This is a genomic window from Streptomyces thermolilacinus SPC6 (genome assembly GCF_000478605.2).
In the GTDB taxonomy this organism is placed as follows: Bacteria; Actinomycetota; Actinomycetes; order Streptomycetales; family Streptomycetaceae; genus Streptomyces; species Streptomyces thermolilacinus.
The window spans coordinates 1,104,622-1,124,546 of sequence record NZ_ASHX02000001.1 but is presented as its reverse complement, the minus strand read 5'-3'; the positions used below and the strand labels follow the sequence as shown (position 1 = coordinate 1,124,546).

Genomic DNA, 19,925 nt, shown 5'->3' with positions numbered 1-19,925 from the left:
GACGGGCCGGAACGGCAGCCCCTAGCGTTCTTCACCCCAAAGCAGTGACGCAACGTCAACCTCGTTGACCACAAGCCCTTTTGGGGCGCCGTGCGCATCGAACAGCGTGCGAACTTCCATACGAACCAGCCGAACACGCGATGTCCGTTCGGGTGTGCGACGCGCGGGGGAGGGGAGCGGAATGAGTCTTTTCGGCCAGGACCGCTCCTTCCTCGAAGCCCTCTCCACCCAGGACCGCAACGCCCTCCTCGCGGAGGGCGTCCGTCATGTCTACGAGCCCGGCACCGTCATGATCCGGGAACGCGACACCTCCGCCTACGTCCTGGTCCTGCTCTCCGGCTGGGCCGTCGTCTCCATCAGCACCGAACGCGGCACGCGCCTCATCCTCGCCCTGCGCGGCGCGGGCGAGGTCGTCGGCGAGCTCGCCACCGTCGATCAGGGCCCCCGCAGCGCCACCGTCACGGCGCTCGGCCGGGTCGACGCCGTGTCCGTCTCCGATACCCGGTTCCGCCTCTTCCTCGCCGCCCGCCCGCACGCCACCTCACTGATCATGCGGCAGCTCAGCGCCCGGCTGCGCAGCGCCGACGTCGAACGCCGCTCCCTCGCCTCCGAGACCGTCCTCCAGCGCCTCGCCGCCCGCCTCGCGGAACTCGCGGAGCGGGCCGGACGGCGCGGCCCGGACGGCACGGTCCTGAAGATCCCCCTGCCCCAGCACGACCTGGCCGCCGCCATCGGCGCCACCCGCGAGGCCGTCGCCAAGGCCCTGCGGCAGCTTCGCGAACAGCACGTCGTCCGGACCGGCCAGCGCCAGGTCGTCGTCACCGACATGGAAGCTCTCCTCCACCTCGCCCAGGGCCGCCCGCCGCGCCCGCCGGCACCCGGGAAGAAAACCTCGCCGGGTGTGTAAACGGCTACATCGCCCGCCGCACGAAGCGGCGAGGCTTGGCCTGTCAGCACGAGCACCACGACACCAAAGCACCTCGCCGCGGCGACGCCCCGGCACCTGGGCGTCACGGCAGTGGAGCGCCGCGACACCCCGGCACCACGGCGTCACAGCACCACGGCGTCACGGGGCACCACGGCACCACGGAGGAACGCGGCGCCCACCACGGCGCCGAACCCGCGGAACCGCCTCGCCACCACGGCGCCACCACGCGGAACCGCGCGCACCACCACGTCACACCACGGCACCCAGGGAGTCCGAGTGAGCAGTGCGGGAGCCATCCACCGGCTGGTCGTCTTCGGGGACGCCTGCGCCTCCGGGACGCTGGGCATCGACGCGAAGAGGCGTATGCGCTCCGCCATGTACGAGTCGTTCGGCGAGGCGTACGCCGCGATCGGCGTCGAGCCCGGCCACGTCCACCAGGAGGACCGGGGCGACGGCATCCTCGCCGCGCTGCGCCCCGACGTACCGCCCACGCTGATGGTCGGACGCTGGATCGACACGCTCTACGAGTGCCTGCGCGAGCACAACGCGGGCCGCGACCCCCGGCTGCGGCTGCGCGTCGGCATGAACGCGGGCCTCGTCCTCGACGACGGCGAAGGGCTCGTCGGCCGCGCCGTGGACCTCGCCTGCCGGCTCTGCGACAGCGCCGCCGCCAAGGACGTGATGGCCCGCGCCACCGACGCCGACCTGCTCGTCGTCGTCTCCGGGTGGCTGTACGACAACGTGGTCGCCGAGGGCGGCCGGTACGTCGAGCCCGCCCACTACCGGCCCGCCCGCGTCCGCGCCAAGGAGACCGACGAGACCGCCTGGTTCCACATCCCCAGGCGCCCCGCACCACCCCTGCCGGACACCCCCGGCGGGGAACCCCCCGGCACCCGGGCGGGCGCGCCCGGTGCCGCACCGACCGGCGGTGGGCCGACGACGGGGGGCGGCCCACCGCCCCGCACCACCGAGGAGCCCCCGCCCGGGCGCAGCTACCGGGCGGGGGGCGACCTCCAGGTCTTCGAGCGCAACACGATCCGCGGCGGCTTCACCGGCATCCGCAAGGACCGCGACGGAGGTGAGCGCGCGTGAGCGACCACGACGACGTCCAGCCCGACCCCCGCGATGGCGACGCCGCGCCGGGCGGCGGCCCCCAGCCGGGCGACCGCGACCAGGCGCAGGCCCGCGACCGGGACAGGGACCACGCCCGCGACAAGGACCGCGACAGGGAGGGCGGCAAGGACCGGGACAAGGACCGGGAGAAGGACGGCGAGCGCGAGGCCGAGGCCCCGCCCAACCCCTTCGACCACGCCGGGCGCAACCCGCTCGGCGCGTCCGGCGGCACCGGCGGGGCCGGCACCGCCCACGCCGCCCGCGCCACCTTCGAACACGGCCGCGCCGAACGCCGCTACGACATCCGGGGCGACGGCCAGGTCTTCGAGGACAACACCTTCATCACCCAGTTCTGGACGGACGCCGGACCGCCGGCCGTCCAGGGCGCCGTACCGGACGAGACCCTGGCCCGCCTCGCCGACGTCTACTGCGAGACCACCGGCTACCAGCGGATGAAGCAGCTCCTGCGCTCCTGCGGCCTCCTCGTCCTCACCGGCGAACCCGGCAGCGGCCGCACCGCCACCGCCCTCGCCCTCCTCTCCGAACTCACCGATGACCACGTCACCCGCCTCGACCCGGCCACCGCCGTCCACACGATCACCGACGACGCCCTCCAGTCCGGCCACGGCTACCTTTTGGAACTGCCGCCCGAGAACGGCTCCGGCCCCGAGCCGGACGGCGACGACCGCGCCGCGCCCCGCCCCCGCCGCCTCACCGAACTGCACCTCGACCGGTTCAGCGGCCAGCTCCGCGCCAAGCGGTCGTACGGCGTGATCCTCGTCGAGAGCGGCGACCTCGCCGACCGGCTCCTCCAGGGCCGCTACGGCGTCCACTGCCCGCCCCCGCCGCCCGCCGAGGTCCTCCACCGCCACCTGCGCACCCTGCTGCGCGGCGAACCCGACGGCGCACTCGACGCGGCCCGTACGCTCGCCGCGCACGACGACGTGGTCCGCGCCCTCGGCCTGGACGAGCTGCGCCCCCGCGAGGCCGCCCGCCTCGCCGACCACCTCGCCCGCCACCAGAAGGGCGAACTCACCCACGAGAGACTCCTCGACGACTGCGGCGCGTTCGTCCGCGCCCAGGCCCGCGTCTGGTTCGCGGGCGCCGACCGGCCCGGCACCCTCCCCGAGGCGCTGCCCGCGCTGAACGCCGCCGCGTTCCGCATCGCCGTCGCCGTGTTCAACGGCTCCGCGTACAGCCTCACCGCCGAGGCCGCCGAACTGCTCGCCTGGGAACTCGCCGTCACCCTCGACCCCGAACACCCCACCGGCCGCCGCCTGTTCGGCACCCACGCCGACAACCGGCCCGTCGTCGCCCGCTCCGTCGTGGAGGACGGCGAACTCGACCTGGGCGCCGCCCGCGTGCCCGCCCGCGTCATCCGCTTCCAGGGCGACGCCCTCGCCATCGCCGTCCTGAGCGAGGTGTGGCACGGCCACCACAACGTCCGCGGCCCCGTCGCCCGCTGGCTGCGCGGCCTGTGCGACGACCCCCGCCCCGAGGTGTGGGTCCGCGCCTCCATCGCCGCGGGCGTCCTGTGCTCCTGGGACTGGGTGTACGGCTTCGGGGAGCTCGTCCGCCCCCTCGCCGCCCTCGACGGACGCGTCCCGCGCATGGCCGCCGCCACCGCCCTCGCCGAGGCCGCCCGCGACCCGCGCGTCCAGCCCGCCGTCGCCGCCGTCCTGCGCGACTGGGCCCGCGGCGGCGACCCCGCTCTCCTCGACACGGCCGTTCTCGCCCACGGCTACGCCCTGCCCGCCGCCTCCGTCCGCTCGTCGCTCGACGCGCTCGGCACCGTCGTACGGTCCGACGACGGCCAGGACCCCGACGTGCTGGGCACCGCGTCGTTCAGCGTCATGCGCCTCCTCGCCTCCGCCGACCCCGAGACCGTCACCCGCCGCCTCGGCCACTGGCTCGGCGACGGCCGGCGCGCCCTCGCCGACCTCGCGCTCCTCACCGCGATCGGCACGCTCACCATGCGCACCACCCACCTCTGGGGCCTCACCGAGGTGCCGCACCTCGAACCGCACGCCGCCCGGCCGCTGCTGCTCGCCCTGCTCGCCACCCGCCCCGGCCTCGCCCCGCCGCTGGCCGCGCTCGTCAGGGCGGCCCTCGGCACCCCCCGCTCCGGTGAACCCGCCCTGGACGGCCTCGCCTCCCTGGTGCGGCGCGCCGCCCGGGACCCCGAGACCCTCCGGGTGCTCTGCGGCTTCCTGCCGCTGCTCGCCACCACCCCCCGGGACCGCGACCGGTTGCGCGGCCTGCTCACGGGACTCGTACGCGACCGGGACAAGCCCCTGGACAGAACCGCGGCCGGCCGTATGTGGGACGCCGTGGCGGAAGGAGCCGAGCGATGAACCCCGGGCCCGCCCCGTACGACCCGCCCCGCGACGCCGAGTCCGACGCCGAGCCGCCCGGCACCCGGCCCCGAGGCCCCCTGCTGCGCGAGTCCCGGCCGCCGTACCGGCGCACCAGCGGACGCGTCGCCGCCGTCCTCCTCTACCGCAACGGCGGCCACCGCGTGGTGTCGCCCGACCGTACGGAGGACTTCCGCAAGCCGCGCCTCGGCAGCCCGTACACCGTCTTCGAGGTGCTGCTCGGCCGCAACGTCACCGAGTTCGACCTCGAACTGCCCGCCGCGGGCGACGGGGTGTCGTTCCGCGCCAAGGCGAGCGTCCAGTGGGAGGTGGACGACCCGCACCTCGTCGTCAGGCGTCAGGTGTGGGACGTCGCGGAACTGCTGCGCGACGACCTCCTCGACGGGCTGCGCGCCATCTCCCGCAGGTTCGGCATCACGGAGGCCCAGCGCGCCGACGAGGCCGTACGGGACGAACTGGCCGCCGGGCGGCTCCAGCTCGGCCGCGACCTGGGCCTGCGCACCCGCGTCCATGTCTTCTTCGACCTCGACCGGGACGTGAAGGGCCAGCTCGCCGAGGCCGACCGCACCCTCGTCGGCATGGGCGTGGACCGGCGCGTCGCCGAACGGGAGCGCCGCAAGGACGCCTACGACCGGCAGCTGCTCGCCGACCGGGCCAGGGAGCTCCAGGCCATGCTCCAGCGGGGCGAGGCCGCGCAGATCGCCCACCACATGGCCGCCAACCCCGACAAGCAGTGGGAGATCCGCAGGCAGCTGCTGGCCGAGGAGCGGGAGGGCAAGGCCGACTTCCTCGCCGTGCTGCACCGGCTCATCGACACGGGCGTCATCGAGCGCCACGACCTGGACCAGATGACGTACCAGGTGCTGGAGCACCTGCGCAGCAGCAGTGGCGGTGTCCTCGGCGGCGTCGCGGACCGGGTCCTCGACCTGCCCCGGCAGCCCGCGCCCCGCGCCGCCCTCACCGACGGCGGCCCCTCCGCCGAGCCGGTGCGCCCGCCCTGGGAGGACGAGCCCGCGGGCCGCCGCGCCACCCTCCCGGACGACGACGACCCGCGCCGCGTCCACGAGCCGACGAGCGTCCAGTCCGCCTTCGAGCGCGAACGGGAACGGGAGCGACAGCGGGAGGACGACGCCGCCCCCGCTGACGACCGGTACCGCGGCGACGACCGCTACGGCACCGCCGGCCGGCACGGCGACGACTCGTCGTACCGGCGTCCCGCCCCGAGCGCCCCGCCCAGCGCGGACTTCGACGACTGGGACGACGAGTGAGCGGCACCCCGGCGCCCCCGCCGGCGGACGAGGTCCGCGCACTCGCCGAACGCCTGTTGGGCTCCGTCCGCGAGGACATAGGGCGCGCCGACACGAAGGCGGCGATCCTGCTGTCCGGCGCGCTCGCCTTCCTCGCCGTCGTCTTCGCCCGCGACCCCGGCCCGCTCGGCGCGCGCGGCCCCGGCGCCGTCCTGCTGGCCGTCGCCGCGGCCCTGTGGGGCGCGGGGATGCTGATGCTCGTCGGGGTCGTCCTGCCCCGTACCCGCGTCGGAGCCGACCGCACCCTGCTGCGCGACCTCGCCGCGGGCGCGCCCGCGGGCGCGCTGCTCGACCGGCTCGCCGAGGCGGGCGCCGACACGACCTCCTGGCTCCTGGACCAGGCCAGCGTCCACGGGCAGGTCCTGGCCGCCAAGTACCGCTGGCTGCGCGCGGGCGTCCTCTGCCTGGCCCTGGGCGCGGCCCTGGCCCTCCTGAGTGAACTGTGGTGACGACGAAGATGCGACTGACCAGAACGGGACGGGCGGCGCGAGCCGCCGCCCTGGCCGTGGCCCTCGGCCTGGCGGCCCTGACCCCGGCCCTGACCCCGGCGACCGCCGCCGCGCCGGGCGCGGCGCACACCGCGGTGGACACGACCGCCGCCCCGGAGGGCGCCGACCCGGTGGACTTCGCCATCGTCGTCGACCAGTCCGACAGCCTCTCCGACGAGGACCTCGCCCGCGAGGTCGAAGCCGCCGCGCTCCTCGCCCAGGGGGAGATCTCCGAGCGGTCCCGCGCCACCGTCATCGGCTTCGGCAGCTCCGAGGAACCGGGCCAGTCGCCCGTACGGGAGGTGTGCCCGCTCACCGTCGCCGACTCCGCCGGACGGCAGCGGCTCAGCGACTGCGTGCAGCGGCTCGCCCGCCGCGACTCCCGCGTCGGCCCCGGCACGGACTTCCCCGCCGCCATCGGCCAGGCCGTCGGCCGCCTCACCGAGAGTGACACACCGGCCGTCCCCAAGGTCGTCTTCCTCCTCACCGACGGCCGTCTCGACGTGGACGACAGCCCCGAGTACGGCGCCGACCCCGAGAGCCGCAGGACCAACGGTCTCAAGCGCCTCGCCGACGAACTGGCCCGGGCCCGTGAGGAGAAGGTGCAGATCTGGCCGCTCGGCTTCGGCAAGGAGATCGACCGGGCCATGCTCACCGACATGGCCGAGGGCGGCTACCGGGGCGGCTGCGCCGACCTGCCGTCCGCAACCCCGCGCATGCGGGTCGTCGCCGACTCAACCGGCATCGACGCGGCGTTCCAGGAGGCCTTCGCCGCCGCCCGCTGCGCGGGCGTCACCCCCGGCGACTCCAAGCGGCCCCCCGGCGACCTGTACGTGACGATCCCGCCGATCGCCACCGACGGCTCCATCACCGTCAGCAAGCACGACCCGAAGGTCACCGTCACCTACTACGACCCGCGCGGCCGCAAGGTCCCGGCGAACGGCCGTTTCGACGGCTCCACCTTCGAACTCAGCGGCCAGGGCGGCCCGGTCGAGGCGCTGCGCGTCAACAACCCGCTGCCCGGCCGGTGGCGCGCCCACGTCGAGGCGCCCGAGGGCCACCGGGACCGCGAGGTCGCCGTACGCGCCATCTGGCAGGGCAAGCTCCGATCGTCCGCCGTCCTCGCCCCGGCCGCGCCCCGCCCCGGCGAGCGGGCCGTCGTGGAGGTCCGCATGCAGACCCGCCGCGGCGTCTACGTCACCGACCCGGCGCTGATCGCCGGGATCAAGGTCACCGGGCAGCTCGCCGGCGACGGGTTCGAGCCCGTCGCGTTCACCCTCACCGACGACGGCCGCGCCCCGGACCGCAAAGCGGCCGACGTGCGGTTCACCGGAACCGTCACCGTCCCGGCGGGCGCCACCGGCGCGCTGCGGCTCACCACCCGCATGGCCGCGCCCGGCGTCACCTCCGACCTGCGCCCGCTGCACAGCGTCCGCGGCGAGAGCAACCCCGCCGTCCTCGCCGGGATCACCGTGGACCGTACGACCGTCCACCCCGGCGGCACCGTCCGGGGCACCCTGTCCGTCACCAACAACGACACCGCCCCGCACACCCTGCGCCTCGCCCTCGCCGACCAGGCGGCCGGGACCGAACTGCGCGTCGGCCCGGCCACCGTCACCGTCCCGCCGGGCAGCCGACGCGACACGCCGTTCACCCTCGAAGTCGGCCCCGGCACGCGGCCCGGCGACATCGGCGGGAAGATCACCGCCGTCGACGCGGCGGCCCCGGCCCAGCCGGTCGCCGCCGCGTTCCTGGACATCCGCGTCGAGCCACGCCCCTCCTGGACCGAACGCTGGTGGCCCGCCCTCGCCGGTGGCGGCGCCGCCGCGCTGCTCCTCGGCGTGTTCCTCGCCGTCCGGGTCCGCGCCGTCCTCGGACGGCTCGACCTGGCGGGGATCGAGCTGGAACTCCTGCGCGACGGCCAGAGCCTGGACCGGCTCACCGTACGGAGCGGACGCGACCGGCGGGGCAGGTACTCCTTCACCGTCGAGCAGGGCCGCGGCAGCGCGCCCAGGCTCCAGCCGGGCCGCCCCGACGAGCCCGGCGCGCACCAGCTGATCGCCACGGTGGGCGGGGAGCTGAGGCTGCGCCCGCACGGCGGGCCGGAGCAGCCCGTGGGGCACAACGGCGTCACCGCCCTCGACGACGACCTCGAACTCGCCGTCCACGACCGCAGGACCGCCGGTTCCCGCGCCTCCGGCTCCCGCTTCTCCGGCACCCGCACGCCGGGCGGCCGGACCACGGCCGACACCGACCGGGCCCGGCCCGGCGGCTGGAGCGACCGGATGCCCTTCGGCTCCCGCCGCACACCCCCGCCGCGCCGCGAGAGCGACGACACCGGCGACGGCCCGGCCTGGTCCGGCGCCCGCGGGGACGGCGCCGGAGGGGACGGCGCGGCCACCGGGCGCGGCCGCCATGACGAGCGCGCCGCCGACAGCCCGGACCTCCGGGACTTCTGACGCAGCACCGCACGACGGGGCACCCACGCCCCGAGGGGAGACGTGATGAAGATCTACCAGCCCATGCTCTTCGTAGGACTGGGCGGCACCGGCGGCAAGATCGGCGCCGAACTCGAACAGAGCCTGCGCCGCGAACTGTGCGGCCCCGACGGCACCCGGCTCGTGGACGGCGGCCGCCGCGCCCCGTACCAGCTGCCCGACTGCCTCCAGTTCGTGTACGCCGACTTCAGCGAGGGCGACGCGCAGGCGCGGCTCGGCGCGCCCGGCGTCGAGGGCGCCGCGTACGCGCGTACCGCCCGCGTCGTGAACGACCTGCTGCCCGCCGGTTTCGAGGGCTCCACCGACGTGACCAGGATGCTGCGCGTCGCCCTGCCCGACGAGACCCGCGACTGGCTCCCCCCGGACGTCCGCCAGCCCCGCGTCGCCCCGCTCTACAACGGCGCGGGACAGCTGCCGACCGTCGGCCGCGCCGCCCTGTTCGCCACCCTCCACAGCGGACTCGACAACGTCCTGCGTCCGCTGCGCGCCGCGATCGGGGCCATCGGCAGCTGCGCGGGCGACCTCCAGCGGCTGGGCGGCGGCCGCATCCGCGGCTGCGACGTGTTCGTCGCGTTCTCCGTCGCGGGAGGGACCGGAGCCGGCATCTACCACGACTTCATCCACCTCATCGGGCACGAGTTCCGCAACGCCAGGGTGCCCGGCGTGAAGATCTACCCGCTGGTCGTCATGCCGTCCGCGTTCCCGCCCGAGGCGGGCGGCGGACGGGAGGCCGAACTCAACGGCGCCCGCGCCCTGGTGGACATCTCCCGGCTCGTCGACGACCAGAACATGCCCGCCGCCGACTCCGACGTGGGCGACGTCGAGCACCGCTCCCGGATCAGCGTCCGCTACCCCGGCGACACGCTCGTACGGCTGCGCGCCTCCACCGCGCAGACCGCCTTCCTGTTCAGCAAGCCCGCCGTCATCCGCAACGAGGACCTGCGCCGCTCCATCACCGCCCTGGTCATGTCCCTCATCGGCACCGAACTGCCCGACGAGACGGGCGGCGGCCGCTCCCGGGACGACTACCAGTCCTTCGCCGAGAGCTTCATCAACAAGGGCGTCGAACGGTCCCGGCACGCCCGCTCCGGCATCGGCTACCGGAGCATGTCCACCACCCTCGCCGCGTCCCTCACCACACCCGTGGACGACCTCGCCGAGATCGTCGCCGCCCGCCTCCTCGCGCAGGCCGTTCGCACCATGGACGAACGCGCCAGGCAGCCCGTCAAGGACGGCGCCGCGCGCGTCAGGGAGACGTTCGAGAAGGCCCGCGTGGACGCCCTGTGGAGCAGGGCGGCCCCGGACATCCCGGAGCCCGAGACGCCGCCCCGCGGCACCCGCGCCGTGACGACCGCCCTCCACCACCGCCGCGGCGACATGAAGGACGCCCTCGTACGCCTCGAACGCGACCTGGGCCGCGACATGCCCCGGCTCGTCGAGGAGTTCCAGCCGGGCGGCGCCATCCGCGCGCTCCTCGGCGCGTACGGGCCGTTCGGCGTCAGCACCGTGATCGAGGGGCTGCGCGGACACCCCGAGCGGGTCGCGGAGGCGGGCTTCACCGGCATGCTCGACAACCGCCGCAGCGAGCCCCACCGGCCCGGCCACGTCCGGCGGGAAGCCCCGCACGTCCCCAGGATCAAGGGCATCGCGGGCGGCCTCGTACCGGCCCGCTGGAGCGACCCCGACGTACGGGACGCCAAGGTCGAGCAGGACGACTGGTACCGATGGCGGGCGAACCTGCTGTGGCACACCGCCTGGCGGGAACACGAGTCCCGGTGGCGGCCGGTCCTCAACCACGCAGTCCAGGAGCTGGGCGAACTCGTCAAGGCGCTGCGCGGGCACGCCGACGAGGAGGGCAAGGCGTTCGCCGCCCGCCGCCGGGAGCTGTACCGCGACGACCGCAAGGGCGTCTGCTACCTGCTGCCGCCGCAGAACAGCCTGCGGATCTTCTACGACGACGTCGTCCAGCGCCTCGGCCGCAGCCTCCGCCTCCCCGAGGAGAGCATGGACGCGGCCGGGATCGTCGACGCGCTCGTGGAGGGCGACGTCTGGCGGCGCGCCCTGGAAGCCGTGCGCCACTCCCACGGCGCCGCCGTCAAGGAGGTCAAGCAGGTCCTGGAGGGGCGGGTCAAGCAGCTCTTCGGGGAGCGCGGCGACGCGATCAACGAGCGTCCCCTGCTGCCGTCGATGGCGCTGCTGCTGCGCGCGGCCGCCGGGGACGAGGCGGCCGAGGCGGCGGTGGACGGCCGCTGGCTGGAGCAGTTCCGCGCCCAGGTCGCCGGACTCCTGCCGGTCGGTTTCACGCCCGACGGCAGCGGTCCCCTGAAGGTGCTCATCACCTACCCGCGCAGCGAGGCGGACAGCCGCACGTCCGAGTACCTGAAGAAGGCGCTCTACCTGCCGCAGCACGCCAACATCGAACCGCGCGCCGTCGAGTCCGAGTCGATCACCGTCGCGCTGTTCCGCAGCGAGATGAGCCTCACCGACATCTCCGAGGTCCGGGGGCTGCTCAAACTGTGGTCGGAGGCGCGGGAGGCGGGCCGCTCCGACGACTTCCTGTCCTGGCGGCAGCGGCTCGGCTACCAGGACGACTGGCTCGTCAGCACCGAGGAGGACCGGCAGCACATCCTCCACCGCGTCCTGTGCGCGATGTGGAACGGGCTCGTCGGCCACGACGGCGACGCCGCGTCCCCGGACGTCGTGCGCATCCGCCTCCAGCGCGGCGAGTCCTCCACGATGGCGCTGCGCGTGGAGCCGTACGACGGGCAGCTGTCCAGCTGGGCGGGGCTGCTCCAGGCGTACGAGCGGACCGCGCTGCTGGAGGAGGAGTCGATCATCGGGGTGTTCTGCGACCGGCTGATGAACATGCGCCCGACCGGCCTCACCACCTCGCCTGTGCGGCCCTCCCCGCTGTTCGTGAGCTTCGTCGAGGAGATCGCCCCGCGCGAGCTGGCCCGGCTCGACGAGCTGACCGCCCGCTGGGGCGCGGAGGAGTGGCTGGACCCGGTGCGGCACTTCTGGGAGCACACCCTGCCCGGCGCCCTCGACCGGCCCTTCGAACTGGAGGGCAAGGGCTCGTCCACGTCGCTGCGCGACCTGTACCGGCGGTACCTGCGGGACCAGGAGGAGCAGGCCGCCGCTCCCGTACCGGCTGCCGCCGCTGTACCGCCGGCGCCTCCCGCGCCGCACGGTGGCGGCGGCCCGTACCCGCCCGGCCCGTCCCGGCCGTCCCCGCACCACGCCCCGTACGACCCCGACCCGTACGACCCCTCGCCGTACCAGCCCGGCCCGCGTCAGCCCGAGGCCGAGCCCCGCCACGAGTCCTTCCCCGAGCCCCGGCCCGAGAGCGCCCCGGCCCCCGCACCCGCTCCCGCCGAACCGCAGACCGGCACCGGGCACGCGCCCAAGTACCCCTGGGACGAAGAGTGAACCTCCGCGACACCCCCGGCACCGCCCCGGCCCACCGGCAGCCCTGCCACGCCGTGCCCCTCGACCTGCGCCGCACGCCCGACGCCGACGCCGTGCGCGCCGCGCTCGACGCCACGCAGCACTGCGACGGCGAGCGGCGGTTCCTCGTCGTGGACCACGCCGAGCGGCTCGTCGCCCACCAGCTCCTGTACGAGCGGCTCTACTCGTACGGCCCCGCCAAGGTCCTCTGCCTCGCCGTCGGCGGCCCCGGGGTCCCCGCCCACCGGGCGGAGCCGGGCACCTTGGAGAGCGCCCTGCGCCGCCCCCTGAGCCTGCGGCCGCCCGCCGCCGGAGTCCTGTGGGTCCTCGACCCGCGCACCGCCGACGACCCGGACGGACTGCGCCCGCTGATCCAGCTCCTCGGCCAGCCCGAGGTGTTCGACGCCGTCCTGCGCGGCCTGGGCGGCCTCGTCCACGGCGTCGCCGTCCCGTCCGTGCGGGTCGTGGAGCACGACCTGAGCGAGGAGGCCCGTACGCGCGCGTGGCGGGAGGCCCTGGCCACGCTCGCGGGCCAGGAGGTGACCGGCGGCGGCCCCGGCGACTCCGTACCGCCCGACCTGGCCGTCCTGCTGGACGACTCGCTGCCCGAGGACGTCGCCGGGCACCGGTGGCTGGAGCCGTCGCGGCCCGCCGCCGCACGCCGCCGCGCCTGCGACGACGCGCTGGAGGAGGCCCGCGAAGGGCACCGGCTCGCGCGCGGCCCCGCCGGGCTGTTCGGCAGGCTCTCCCGCCACGCCGACCTGCCCGGCCGCCTCGTCGGACTCGGCCGCGCCCTGGAGGCGTACCGGGACACCGTCGCCGGGGCGTTCACGGACGGGGACGGTGTGGGGCTCACGCGGGAGCAGCGGGCCCGGCTCCTGGAGCGCGGTGTCGTCCTGCCCGACCTGCCCGCCGCGTCCCGCGCCCGGGTCGTGCCCGCCCTGCGGGACCTCACCGAGCACCTGCTGGACCAGCCGCTGCCGCTGCGGACCGCCGCCGCGCGGCTCGCCGCCCTGTCCGACCGGTCCGCCCCGGCGGGCAGCGCGGCCCGTCTCGCCCGCCTCGACGAGCTGTGCGACCCGGCGTACCTGCGCCATCTGGCGGGGCCGCCGCCGTTCCGTACGGGCGGTACGGCGGCCGGGGCGGCGCTGGCGGCGCTCGTACCGGCGTTCGTGGCGGGGCTGTGGCCGGGGCCCGGCTGGTTCCTGGGCCCGGTGATCGGCGTCCTCGCGGCGGTGCTCGGCGCCCTGATGTGGTCGCACCGCCCGAACCGCTCCCCGGACGGCCGCCACGACGGCGGGGGCACCGCCCGGGTCACGGCCCGGCTGCTGGGCGGCCTCGTGGGCGGCGTGACCGGCGCCGTCGCGGGTTCCCTGCTGGGGCTGCCCCTCTGGGCCGGGGTGGGCGGGGCGGCCGTGGCCCTGACCGGCGCGCTCGTCCTCGCCGTAAGGGACTGGACGTCGTCCGTGGACGCCTGGTGGCGCGGCACCGACGCCGAGTACGCCGCGCGTGTCGTCGCCGGGGTGGACCGGCTGCTCGCGGAGACCGCCGTGCACGACTGGCTGCTCGCCGACGCGCGGCACCACTGCGCGGACGGCGCCCGCGCGGTCGCCCTGCTGCTGCGGTCCCTCGCCGCGACGGCGGAGGCGTACGGGACGGAGGCGTACGGGGCGGGCGACGCGTACGGGCAGGGCGCGGGCCCTGTCCCCGGGCAGCGCGGCTCCGGGCAGCAGCCCGCGCCCCGGCAGGCGCCACCGGCCGAGGCGGAGGAGGACGGCGGCACGGACCTGTGGGAGTGGGACTCCTGGAGCGACGGCTCCTTTGACGACGACTGGTGGAACGCGGCCCCGCCCCCGGGCACCCCCTACGGGACCCGGCCGGGCGCCCCGGCCGACGGCCCGTACGCCCCGAGCGCCCACTACGACCCTGACGGCGCCCCCTACGGCACGGCCCGCCCCGGCGCCCCCGGCCACCGGCCCGCCCGGGCCCACCCGTACGACACGGGCGGCCCCGCACACCCCTACGACACCACCGGCCCCGCGCGGCCCTACGACCCGGAGGACGAGGAGCCGCGCATCATCGGACCCGCCTACGAGGCCGTCCCGGTCCACGACCCGGCGGCCCCCGACCAGTCCCAAGACCCTGCGGACGACGGCCCGTTCGCCGCGCCGGACGACCGCTGGCCGCCGCTCCGCGTCCCCGAGGACCCGCCGTGGCTGGAGCGGGAGCGCGGCGACGGCGGCCCCGACCTGGTGGACACCCTCGTCGCGGACCTGGCGTCCGGCACCCGCCGCCTCCTCGCCCCCTGCTGGGTACGGATCGAACGCGACCCCGCCCGCGCCGGGCGCGCCCCCCTCGACGGGCCGATGCGCGACCTGCTGGACGAGGTCCACGGGCGCCTCCTGCGCGACGCGGCGACCTCCCCGCCCCCGCACGACCCGCGGCCCGGCCGCCGCCCCGACGCCACCCGCATGACCGGCGTGGCCCCCGACCGGGTGGCCGACCTCCTCGCACCAGGCGCCGACGCCGAACCGACCGTCCCGCTGTGCGGCCCGCGGCACCGGCGGCTCCTGTCGGCGGACCCGCTGGCCGTGCATCGCGTCCGGTTCGCGCCCGAGGCGTTCCGGCGCGGCACGCCCGAACCGGACGACCGGGCCCGGCCCGACGGGCGGTACGCGGCACGTGCCGACTCCCACGGCGCCGCGTACGCGGAGGACGTCGTGTGGACGCCGACGGGCCGCCACGCGGGCGTGCTGGGCCTCGTACCGCTGCGCGGCGACGCCGTGCGGACGGTCCGCGAGGAGACGCCCGGAGAGGACGGTGACCCGTCATGACGCACCCGTACCAGCCCGAAGGCGAGCTGGCGTTCCTCACGCCCAAGGGCACGCGGATGCGCCTCCCCGCCCGCTTCGGGCCCGACCGCGAGCAGCCCGGCCGCCCCGGCGCGCAGTCCCGCACGGTGACGCTCGGCGACCGGACGGTCCTCCAGCACCGCATCGGCCCCGGCGACCCGCGGGCGCACGCCGCCCTGGAACGGGAGACCGCCGCGGCCGTCGCCCTGGAACGGCGGTACGCGGACCACGGGTTCGGGGAGGTCTTCACCCGCGTCGTCGGCTACGACCTCGACGCGCCCGAGCCGTTCGTCCTGTACCGGATCACGGACGGCGAGCCGCTCGTCTCGTACCGCGGCGCCCTCGGCGTCCGCGAGCAGCTGCGGGTCGCCGGCCAACTCGCCCTGGCCGTACGGCTCCTGGAGGACGCCGGACTGGTGTACCGGGCGATCGGCCCCGACACGGTCCGCTGGAACGGCACGCACGTGCGGCTCGCGGAGCCGTACGCCGCGATGCGCGCGGGGGAGCCGCGCGAGGCGTACGGCACGGCCCCCTGGGCGTCGCCCGAGCAGCGCGGCGGCACCGGGGGAGCCGACCCGCGCGACGACCTGTGGTCCGTCGCCCAGCTCGTGTACTACCTCGTCGCGGGCCGCCCCGACCGGGGTGCGGGCCCGCCCGCCGACCTGGCCGACTTCCGCGGGCTCGCCGCGCTGCACCAGGGCGGCGCCTTCGCCCCGCTGGCCGCGGGGCGGCCCGCACCGGCCGAGCTGATGCGCCTGCTGAACGTCCCGGACCCGCTCGCCCTCACCACCGGCGGCCCCGACCCGCTGCACGCTGGCCGCGCCGAGTACGAACGGCAGATCGCGCGCAAACGCGCCGAACTGGGCCTCGACCGGCCCCCGCCGCCCCCGGAGCCGCACGAGCGGGCCCGCCCGTCCTGGTGGCCCGTCCGCCGCCCCACCGCGCCGCCACCCAAGCCCCCGGCCGTCCCGTCCCCGCCCGCCGCGCAGGCCGCGTCGCCGGAACGGCTGTGCCCGCACTGCCTGCTGCCCGTCGTCTACGACGAGTCGCGTCTCGTCACCATCGACCCCATGGGCGACCGCGTCCCGCTCGACCTGAGCGGCGACCTGCCGCCCGCCCACGTCCGGGACCTGCTGCGCACGGCGTACCAGCTGTGCCCGTACGCCGACGAGGACAACCTCCACGAGCTGCCCGTCCCGTACCTGACCAACGGCCGTCCCCTGACCATCGCCCTCGTCGGCAGCTCCGGCGTCGGCAAGACGCACCTGCTGGCCGCGATGCTCGGCGAGGTCGAGCAGGGCGGCCTCGAACCGTACGGCCTCAAGTGCCTGCCGCTGAACCCGGACACGCACCGTACGTTCCTGCGGGAGCGGGTGCAGAGCCTCCTCCAGGGCCGGGAGCTGGGCCGTACCGGGCAGCAGACGTTCGCCAGGTTCGCCGACGGGCTGCTCGTCACCGGCAGCGGCCCTACGCGGCCCGTCATCTTCTTCGACCTCGCGGGCGAGGACCTCGCGCAGGACAGCGAGGTGGCGCGGTTCCTCACCGGGATCGACGCGTTCGTCTTCGTCCTCGACCCGCTGCGCGCGCTGAGCCTGCCCTCCCTCGACCCGGTGCGGGAGCTGAACGGGCTGCGCCGCCGCGACCTCGGCGACGAGGCGTTCACCACCGTACTCAACCGCGTGCCCCGCACCCGGGGCCCCTACATCGCGGCGCCCACCGCGATCGCCCTCAACAAGAGCGACCTCGTCCGCGTCGAACCGGCCGTCGACCAGTGGCTCGGCCGCGCCCTCCCGCCGCGGTTCCGGCCGGAGGAGGTGCGCGCCGAGAGCCGCGACGTCCACGCGTTCGTCGCCCGGCACGCCACCCAGGCGTGGCTGCGCCCGTTCGACGACTCCGCCCGCTGCACGCTGCACTTCGTCGCGGCGACGGGCGGCCAGGCGCGCGACGACCGCTTCCCGCACGGCGTCCGCCCCCGCCGGGTCCTGGCGCCACTGCTGTCGATCTTCGCCATGTGCGGGCTCCTGCCGGGCGTGGACCACGGAGAGGTAGGGATCTGATGTCCCCCCACGACAGGCTCACCGACCAGATCGTCTTCCGCTGGGACACCGACAACCTCTCCGGTACGACCGGTTTCGGCCCCGTCGCCTGGTCCTGCGCGCCGGAGACGGCCGACGCCGTGTTCCGGAGCACGGCGCCGCTGCTGCGCGCCACCGGCGAGGCGACGGCGCCCGCGCTGCTGCGCCTGGAGAGCGGCGACCGGGTGCTGCTGGTGCGCCGGGCGCCGTGGCGGGACGCGGGCGGCCGGGCGGGGACGGTGTGCCACGCCCTGATGGGCCCCGCGCCCGTCCTCGACCCCGCGACCTGCCTGGGCCTGTACGACTGGTCGTGGAAGGGCGGCGACCTGCCGCTGGCCGAGGTGCGGGGCGTGCTGCCGCCCGTCCCGGAGGCCGCGCTGCTGCCCGCCGCCGACTCGGGGCAGCGCCACCTCACGGGCGGCCTCGCCGGAGTGGGGCGCGAACTGGTCGGCGCCGTCGCGGAATTCCTGCGCCACCGCAACGCCGGGTTCACCTTCCTCGACCCGTCGGGCGATGCGGCCTGCCGGGTGCTGTGGGGCCTGTACGGCATCTTCGGCGGCCACAACCCGCGCCGGTGGACGTTCGCCACGCACGACACGGCCGAGTCGGAGCGGCTGCGGTTCGTGTTCGTCAGCCGCTGGACCGGCGAGACGTCCGGCAGCGGCGCCCGCCGCCGCAGCGACCCGGCGGAGCGGTGCGGCGACCGCGCCGAGTTGGTCGCCGAGCAGCTGGTCCGCCACCAGTTGCGGGAGGAGTACGAGGTGGGTGCGGCGTTGCGGCGGGCGGCGGACCACCACCGCGCGACCCGGGGCGGCCCGCTCCCGCTGCTGGACCTGGCCGAGTCGGCCCTGTCGGCCCTGCCCCCCGCCCCTCGCCCCCGACGGGCCCCGGCGCCCCCTCCCACCCCGGGACCCGGGCGGGACCGGCACGGCACGGGTGACGGGCGGGCCCCGTACGGCCCGGGAGCCGGACCGGACCCGTACGGCCCGGTGACCGGGACGGACTTGTACGGCGCGGGGAACCGGCCGGACCCGCACCGGCCGGGGGACGGGCGGGACGCGTATGCCCCCGGCGCCGGGCCGGGCCCGTACGAACCGGGGGCCGCCCAGGCCGGTGCCTCCGCCGACGGCCGCCCGTACGCCGTCGGAGGCGCCGTCCCGGACCCGCTCGGCGCCCCCGAGGACGGCCCGTACGCCCCCGCCGCCGCCCCCCGGCAGAGCCCGCCCGTCCGCGTCGTCGCGCCCGAGTGGCCGGCACCGTCCGAGGACCCGCCGAGGGCGCGCGGGTGGCGGGACCGGCGGGGCGGCTCGTCGCACCGGCGCGGGCGGGCCGACGAGGAACTGCTGCGCGCCCTCCGGGCGGGAGGCGGGTACGGAACGCTGACGGCCCTGGTGACGGACGCCGCCGAACGGTGGCCGTCCTGGGGCCGCGAGCAGCGGGCGGCGCTGTGCTCCGTACTCCTGGACCAGGAGCTGTACGTCACGGACCGGGCGGGCGCGGGCATGCCGGGCGACGAGGTGCGCGCCGCCAACGCCGCGTCGCTGTACCGCTGGGCCGTACGGCCGCTGCTGGACGACCCGGCCCTGGCGGCGCGGGTGACGGAGCTGCTGCCGCGCCTGTACACGGGCCCGTACCGGGCGGCGCGGGCGGCGGTGGACCAGATCGCCCGCGGCCGGGCCCCGGGCCTCCCGGAACCGGCCTGGCAGGCCCTCTTCCGCTCCGCCACCCGCACCCCGCCAACCCCCCAGCGCCCGCCAACCCCCCGGCACCCGCCGGGCCCCGCCCCGCAGCCACGCCCGCCGGGCCAAGGGGACGCCGGGGCGCCGCCGCCCGAGGACGGCCGGGACGCATGGACGGCCGGGGACACCGCGGGCCACCGCCCCGCCGGCTCGCCCCCGCGCCGGGACGCCCCCCGGACTGCGGGCGCCCACCGTCCCCGTGGCGGGGGCGACCCGCCCGCGCACCGGCCGCCGCGCCACCGGGACGCCGACGCGGCCCCGCGCGGGCCCGAGCCCGGCCGGTACGCACCGCGCCGGTCGCCGGACGCCCCGCCCGGCGCGGCCCCGCGCGGCGAACCCGGCCGCACCCCGCAGGACCGCCCCTGGCACGACGCCCCCGACCGTCCGTCGGCCCCGCCCGGCCGGGGCGCGGTGGACCGCCCGCCGGACCCGCCAAGCCAGGGCCCAGGGGACCGCCCGCCGCGCTACCGGGACGCCGACGGCCGACCTCCCGGCGACCCGTCCCGCTACGAGGACACCCCCCGTCCCGCGCCGCGCGTGCTCCCCGAGGACCCGCCAGGAGAGCCGGGCCGTACGGAGGAGGGCGGGGGACACGGTGATGAGCCCCCTTACGGGGACGGCCGCAGCCCAGCGCACGCGGACCGCCCCCGAACGGCGAGGGCGGACCGCGCGCCGGACGCGTCCCCGTACGAGGAGAGCCCCGGCCCTACGCGGCCGCACCGCACAGGGCGTACGGAGGCAGCCGCCGAGGAGGGAACGGCCACCATCCCCAGGCAGGACCCGCGCCCGCGAGGCGAGCCGCCAAGGGACGGCAACACCACACGCCGCCCGGCCGCACCACCCCCGGACGAGCGCCGCCCGGCCACGCCACCGCCCCCACCCGCAGGCGGCCCACCCGCTGGCGGCCCGGCCGCCGTCGGTCCGGACCCCGGCGGGCGGGAAGCGCGTGGCGGGGCCGGGCCGCCGCAGCGGGACAGCGCGGGCAAGGGGCCGTTCGTCGTGTTCGGTGTCGGCACCGGTGTGATCCTCGCCCTCCTCGGCACCCTCCTCGTCCTGACACTCCGCGGCTGCGGCTGACCGTTGACGGTGTATCGGGCGCCCGC

The 19,925-nt window shown here is 76.9% G+C and carries 10 protein-coding genes; all 10 read left to right on the top strand.

The window, feature by feature from the left end; genetic code table 11:
- Positions 1–181 precede the first annotated feature (181 nt).
- The 10 genes from J116_RS04845 to J116_RS04800 all read left to right on the top strand — a co-directional run bounded on the left by J116_RS04845 (position 182) and on the right by J116_RS04800 (position 19,899).
- Positions 182–907, top strand: a complete 726-nt coding sequence (locus tag J116_RS04845) for a Crp/Fnr family transcriptional regulator (protein ID WP_023590474.1) — start codon at positions 182–184, stop codon at positions 905–907.
- Positions 908–1,204: 297 nt separating this feature from the next.
- Positions 1,205–2,020: a nucleotidyl cyclase domain-containing protein gene (locus J116_RS04840; RefSeq protein WP_023590476.1), complete on the top strand. Its 816-nt coding sequence runs from the start codon at positions 1,205–1,207 to the stop codon at positions 2,018–2,020.
- A complete protein-coding gene (locus J116_RS04835; RefSeq protein ID WP_023590477.1) occupies positions 2,017–4,395 on the top strand; it encodes an nSTAND3 domain-containing NTPase in 2,379 nt (792 codons plus the stop codon). The genes J116_RS04840 and J116_RS04835 overlap by 4 nt, the downstream gene beginning before the upstream one ends.
- On the top strand, positions 4,392–5,684 hold the full coding sequence (locus J116_RS04830; protein ID WP_023590478.1) for a hypothetical protein: 1,293 nt from the start codon (positions 4,392–4,394) through the stop codon (positions 5,682–5,684). Before J116_RS04835 ends, J116_RS04830 begins: the two co-directional genes overlap by 4 nt.
- Complete coding sequence (locus J116_RS04825) at positions 5,681–6,172, top strand: Pycsar system effector family protein (protein WP_023590479.1); 492 nt, start codon at positions 5,681–5,683, stop codon at positions 6,170–6,172. Before J116_RS04830 ends, J116_RS04825 begins: the two co-directional genes overlap by 4 nt.
- Positions 6,173–6,180: 8 nt before the next feature.
- Positions 6,181–8,670, top strand: coding sequence for a vWA domain-containing protein (locus J116_RS04820; RefSeq protein ID WP_079147860.1), 2,490 nt, complete (start codon positions 6,181–6,183; stop codon positions 8,668–8,670).
- A 45-nt stretch (positions 8,671–8,715) separates the two neighbouring features.
- Complete coding sequence (locus tag J116_RS04815; protein WP_023590481.1) at positions 8,716–12,138, top strand: tubulin-like doman-containing protein; 3,423 nt, start codon at positions 8,716–8,718, stop codon at positions 12,136–12,138.
- The gene (locus J116_RS04810) at positions 12,135–14,990 is read left to right on the top strand and encodes a hypothetical protein (protein ID WP_023590482.1); all 2,856 of its coding nucleotides are present in this window, start codon (positions 12,135–12,137) and stop codon (positions 14,988–14,990) included. Before J116_RS04815 ends, J116_RS04810 begins: the two co-directional genes overlap by 4 nt.
- Positions 14,987–17,065: a hypothetical protein gene (locus J116_RS04805; RefSeq protein WP_023590483.1), complete on the top strand. Its 2,079-nt coding sequence runs from the start codon at positions 14,987–14,989 to the stop codon at positions 17,063–17,065. Before J116_RS04810 ends, J116_RS04805 begins: the two co-directional genes overlap by 4 nt.
- Positions 17,065–19,899, top strand: coding sequence for a hypothetical protein (locus J116_RS04800; protein ID WP_023590484.1), 2,835 nt, complete (start codon positions 17,065–17,067; stop codon positions 19,897–19,899). The genes J116_RS04805 and J116_RS04800 overlap by 1 nt, the downstream gene beginning before the upstream one ends.
- The last annotated feature ends 26 nt before the right edge of the window (positions 19,900–19,925 follow it).

What these genes read in the sequence shown, in the direction of transcription:
- J116_RS04830 (WP_023590478.1), top strand. Translation starts at nt 4,392, where the DNA reads ATGAACCCCGGGCCCGCCCCGTACGACCCGCCCCGCGACGCCGAGTCC.
- J116_RS04800 (WP_023590484.1), top strand. Translation starts at nt 17,065, where the DNA reads ATGTCCCCCCACGACAGGCTCACCGACCAGATCGTCTTCCGCTGGGAC.
- J116_RS04845 (WP_023590474.1), top strand. Translation starts at nt 182, where the DNA reads ATGAGTCTTTTCGGCCAGGACCGCTCCTTCCTCGAAGCCCTCTCCACC.
- J116_RS04820 (WP_079147860.1), top strand. Translation starts at nt 6,181, where the DNA reads ATGCGACTGACCAGAACGGGACGGGCGGCGCGAGCCGCCGCCCTGGCC.
- J116_RS04805 (WP_023590483.1), top strand. Translation starts at nt 14,987, where the DNA reads ATGACGCACCCGTACCAGCCCGAAGGCGAGCTGGCGTTCCTCACGCCC.
- J116_RS04815 (WP_023590481.1), top strand. Translation starts at nt 8,716, where the DNA reads ATGAAGATCTACCAGCCCATGCTCTTCGTAGGACTGGGCGGCACCGGC.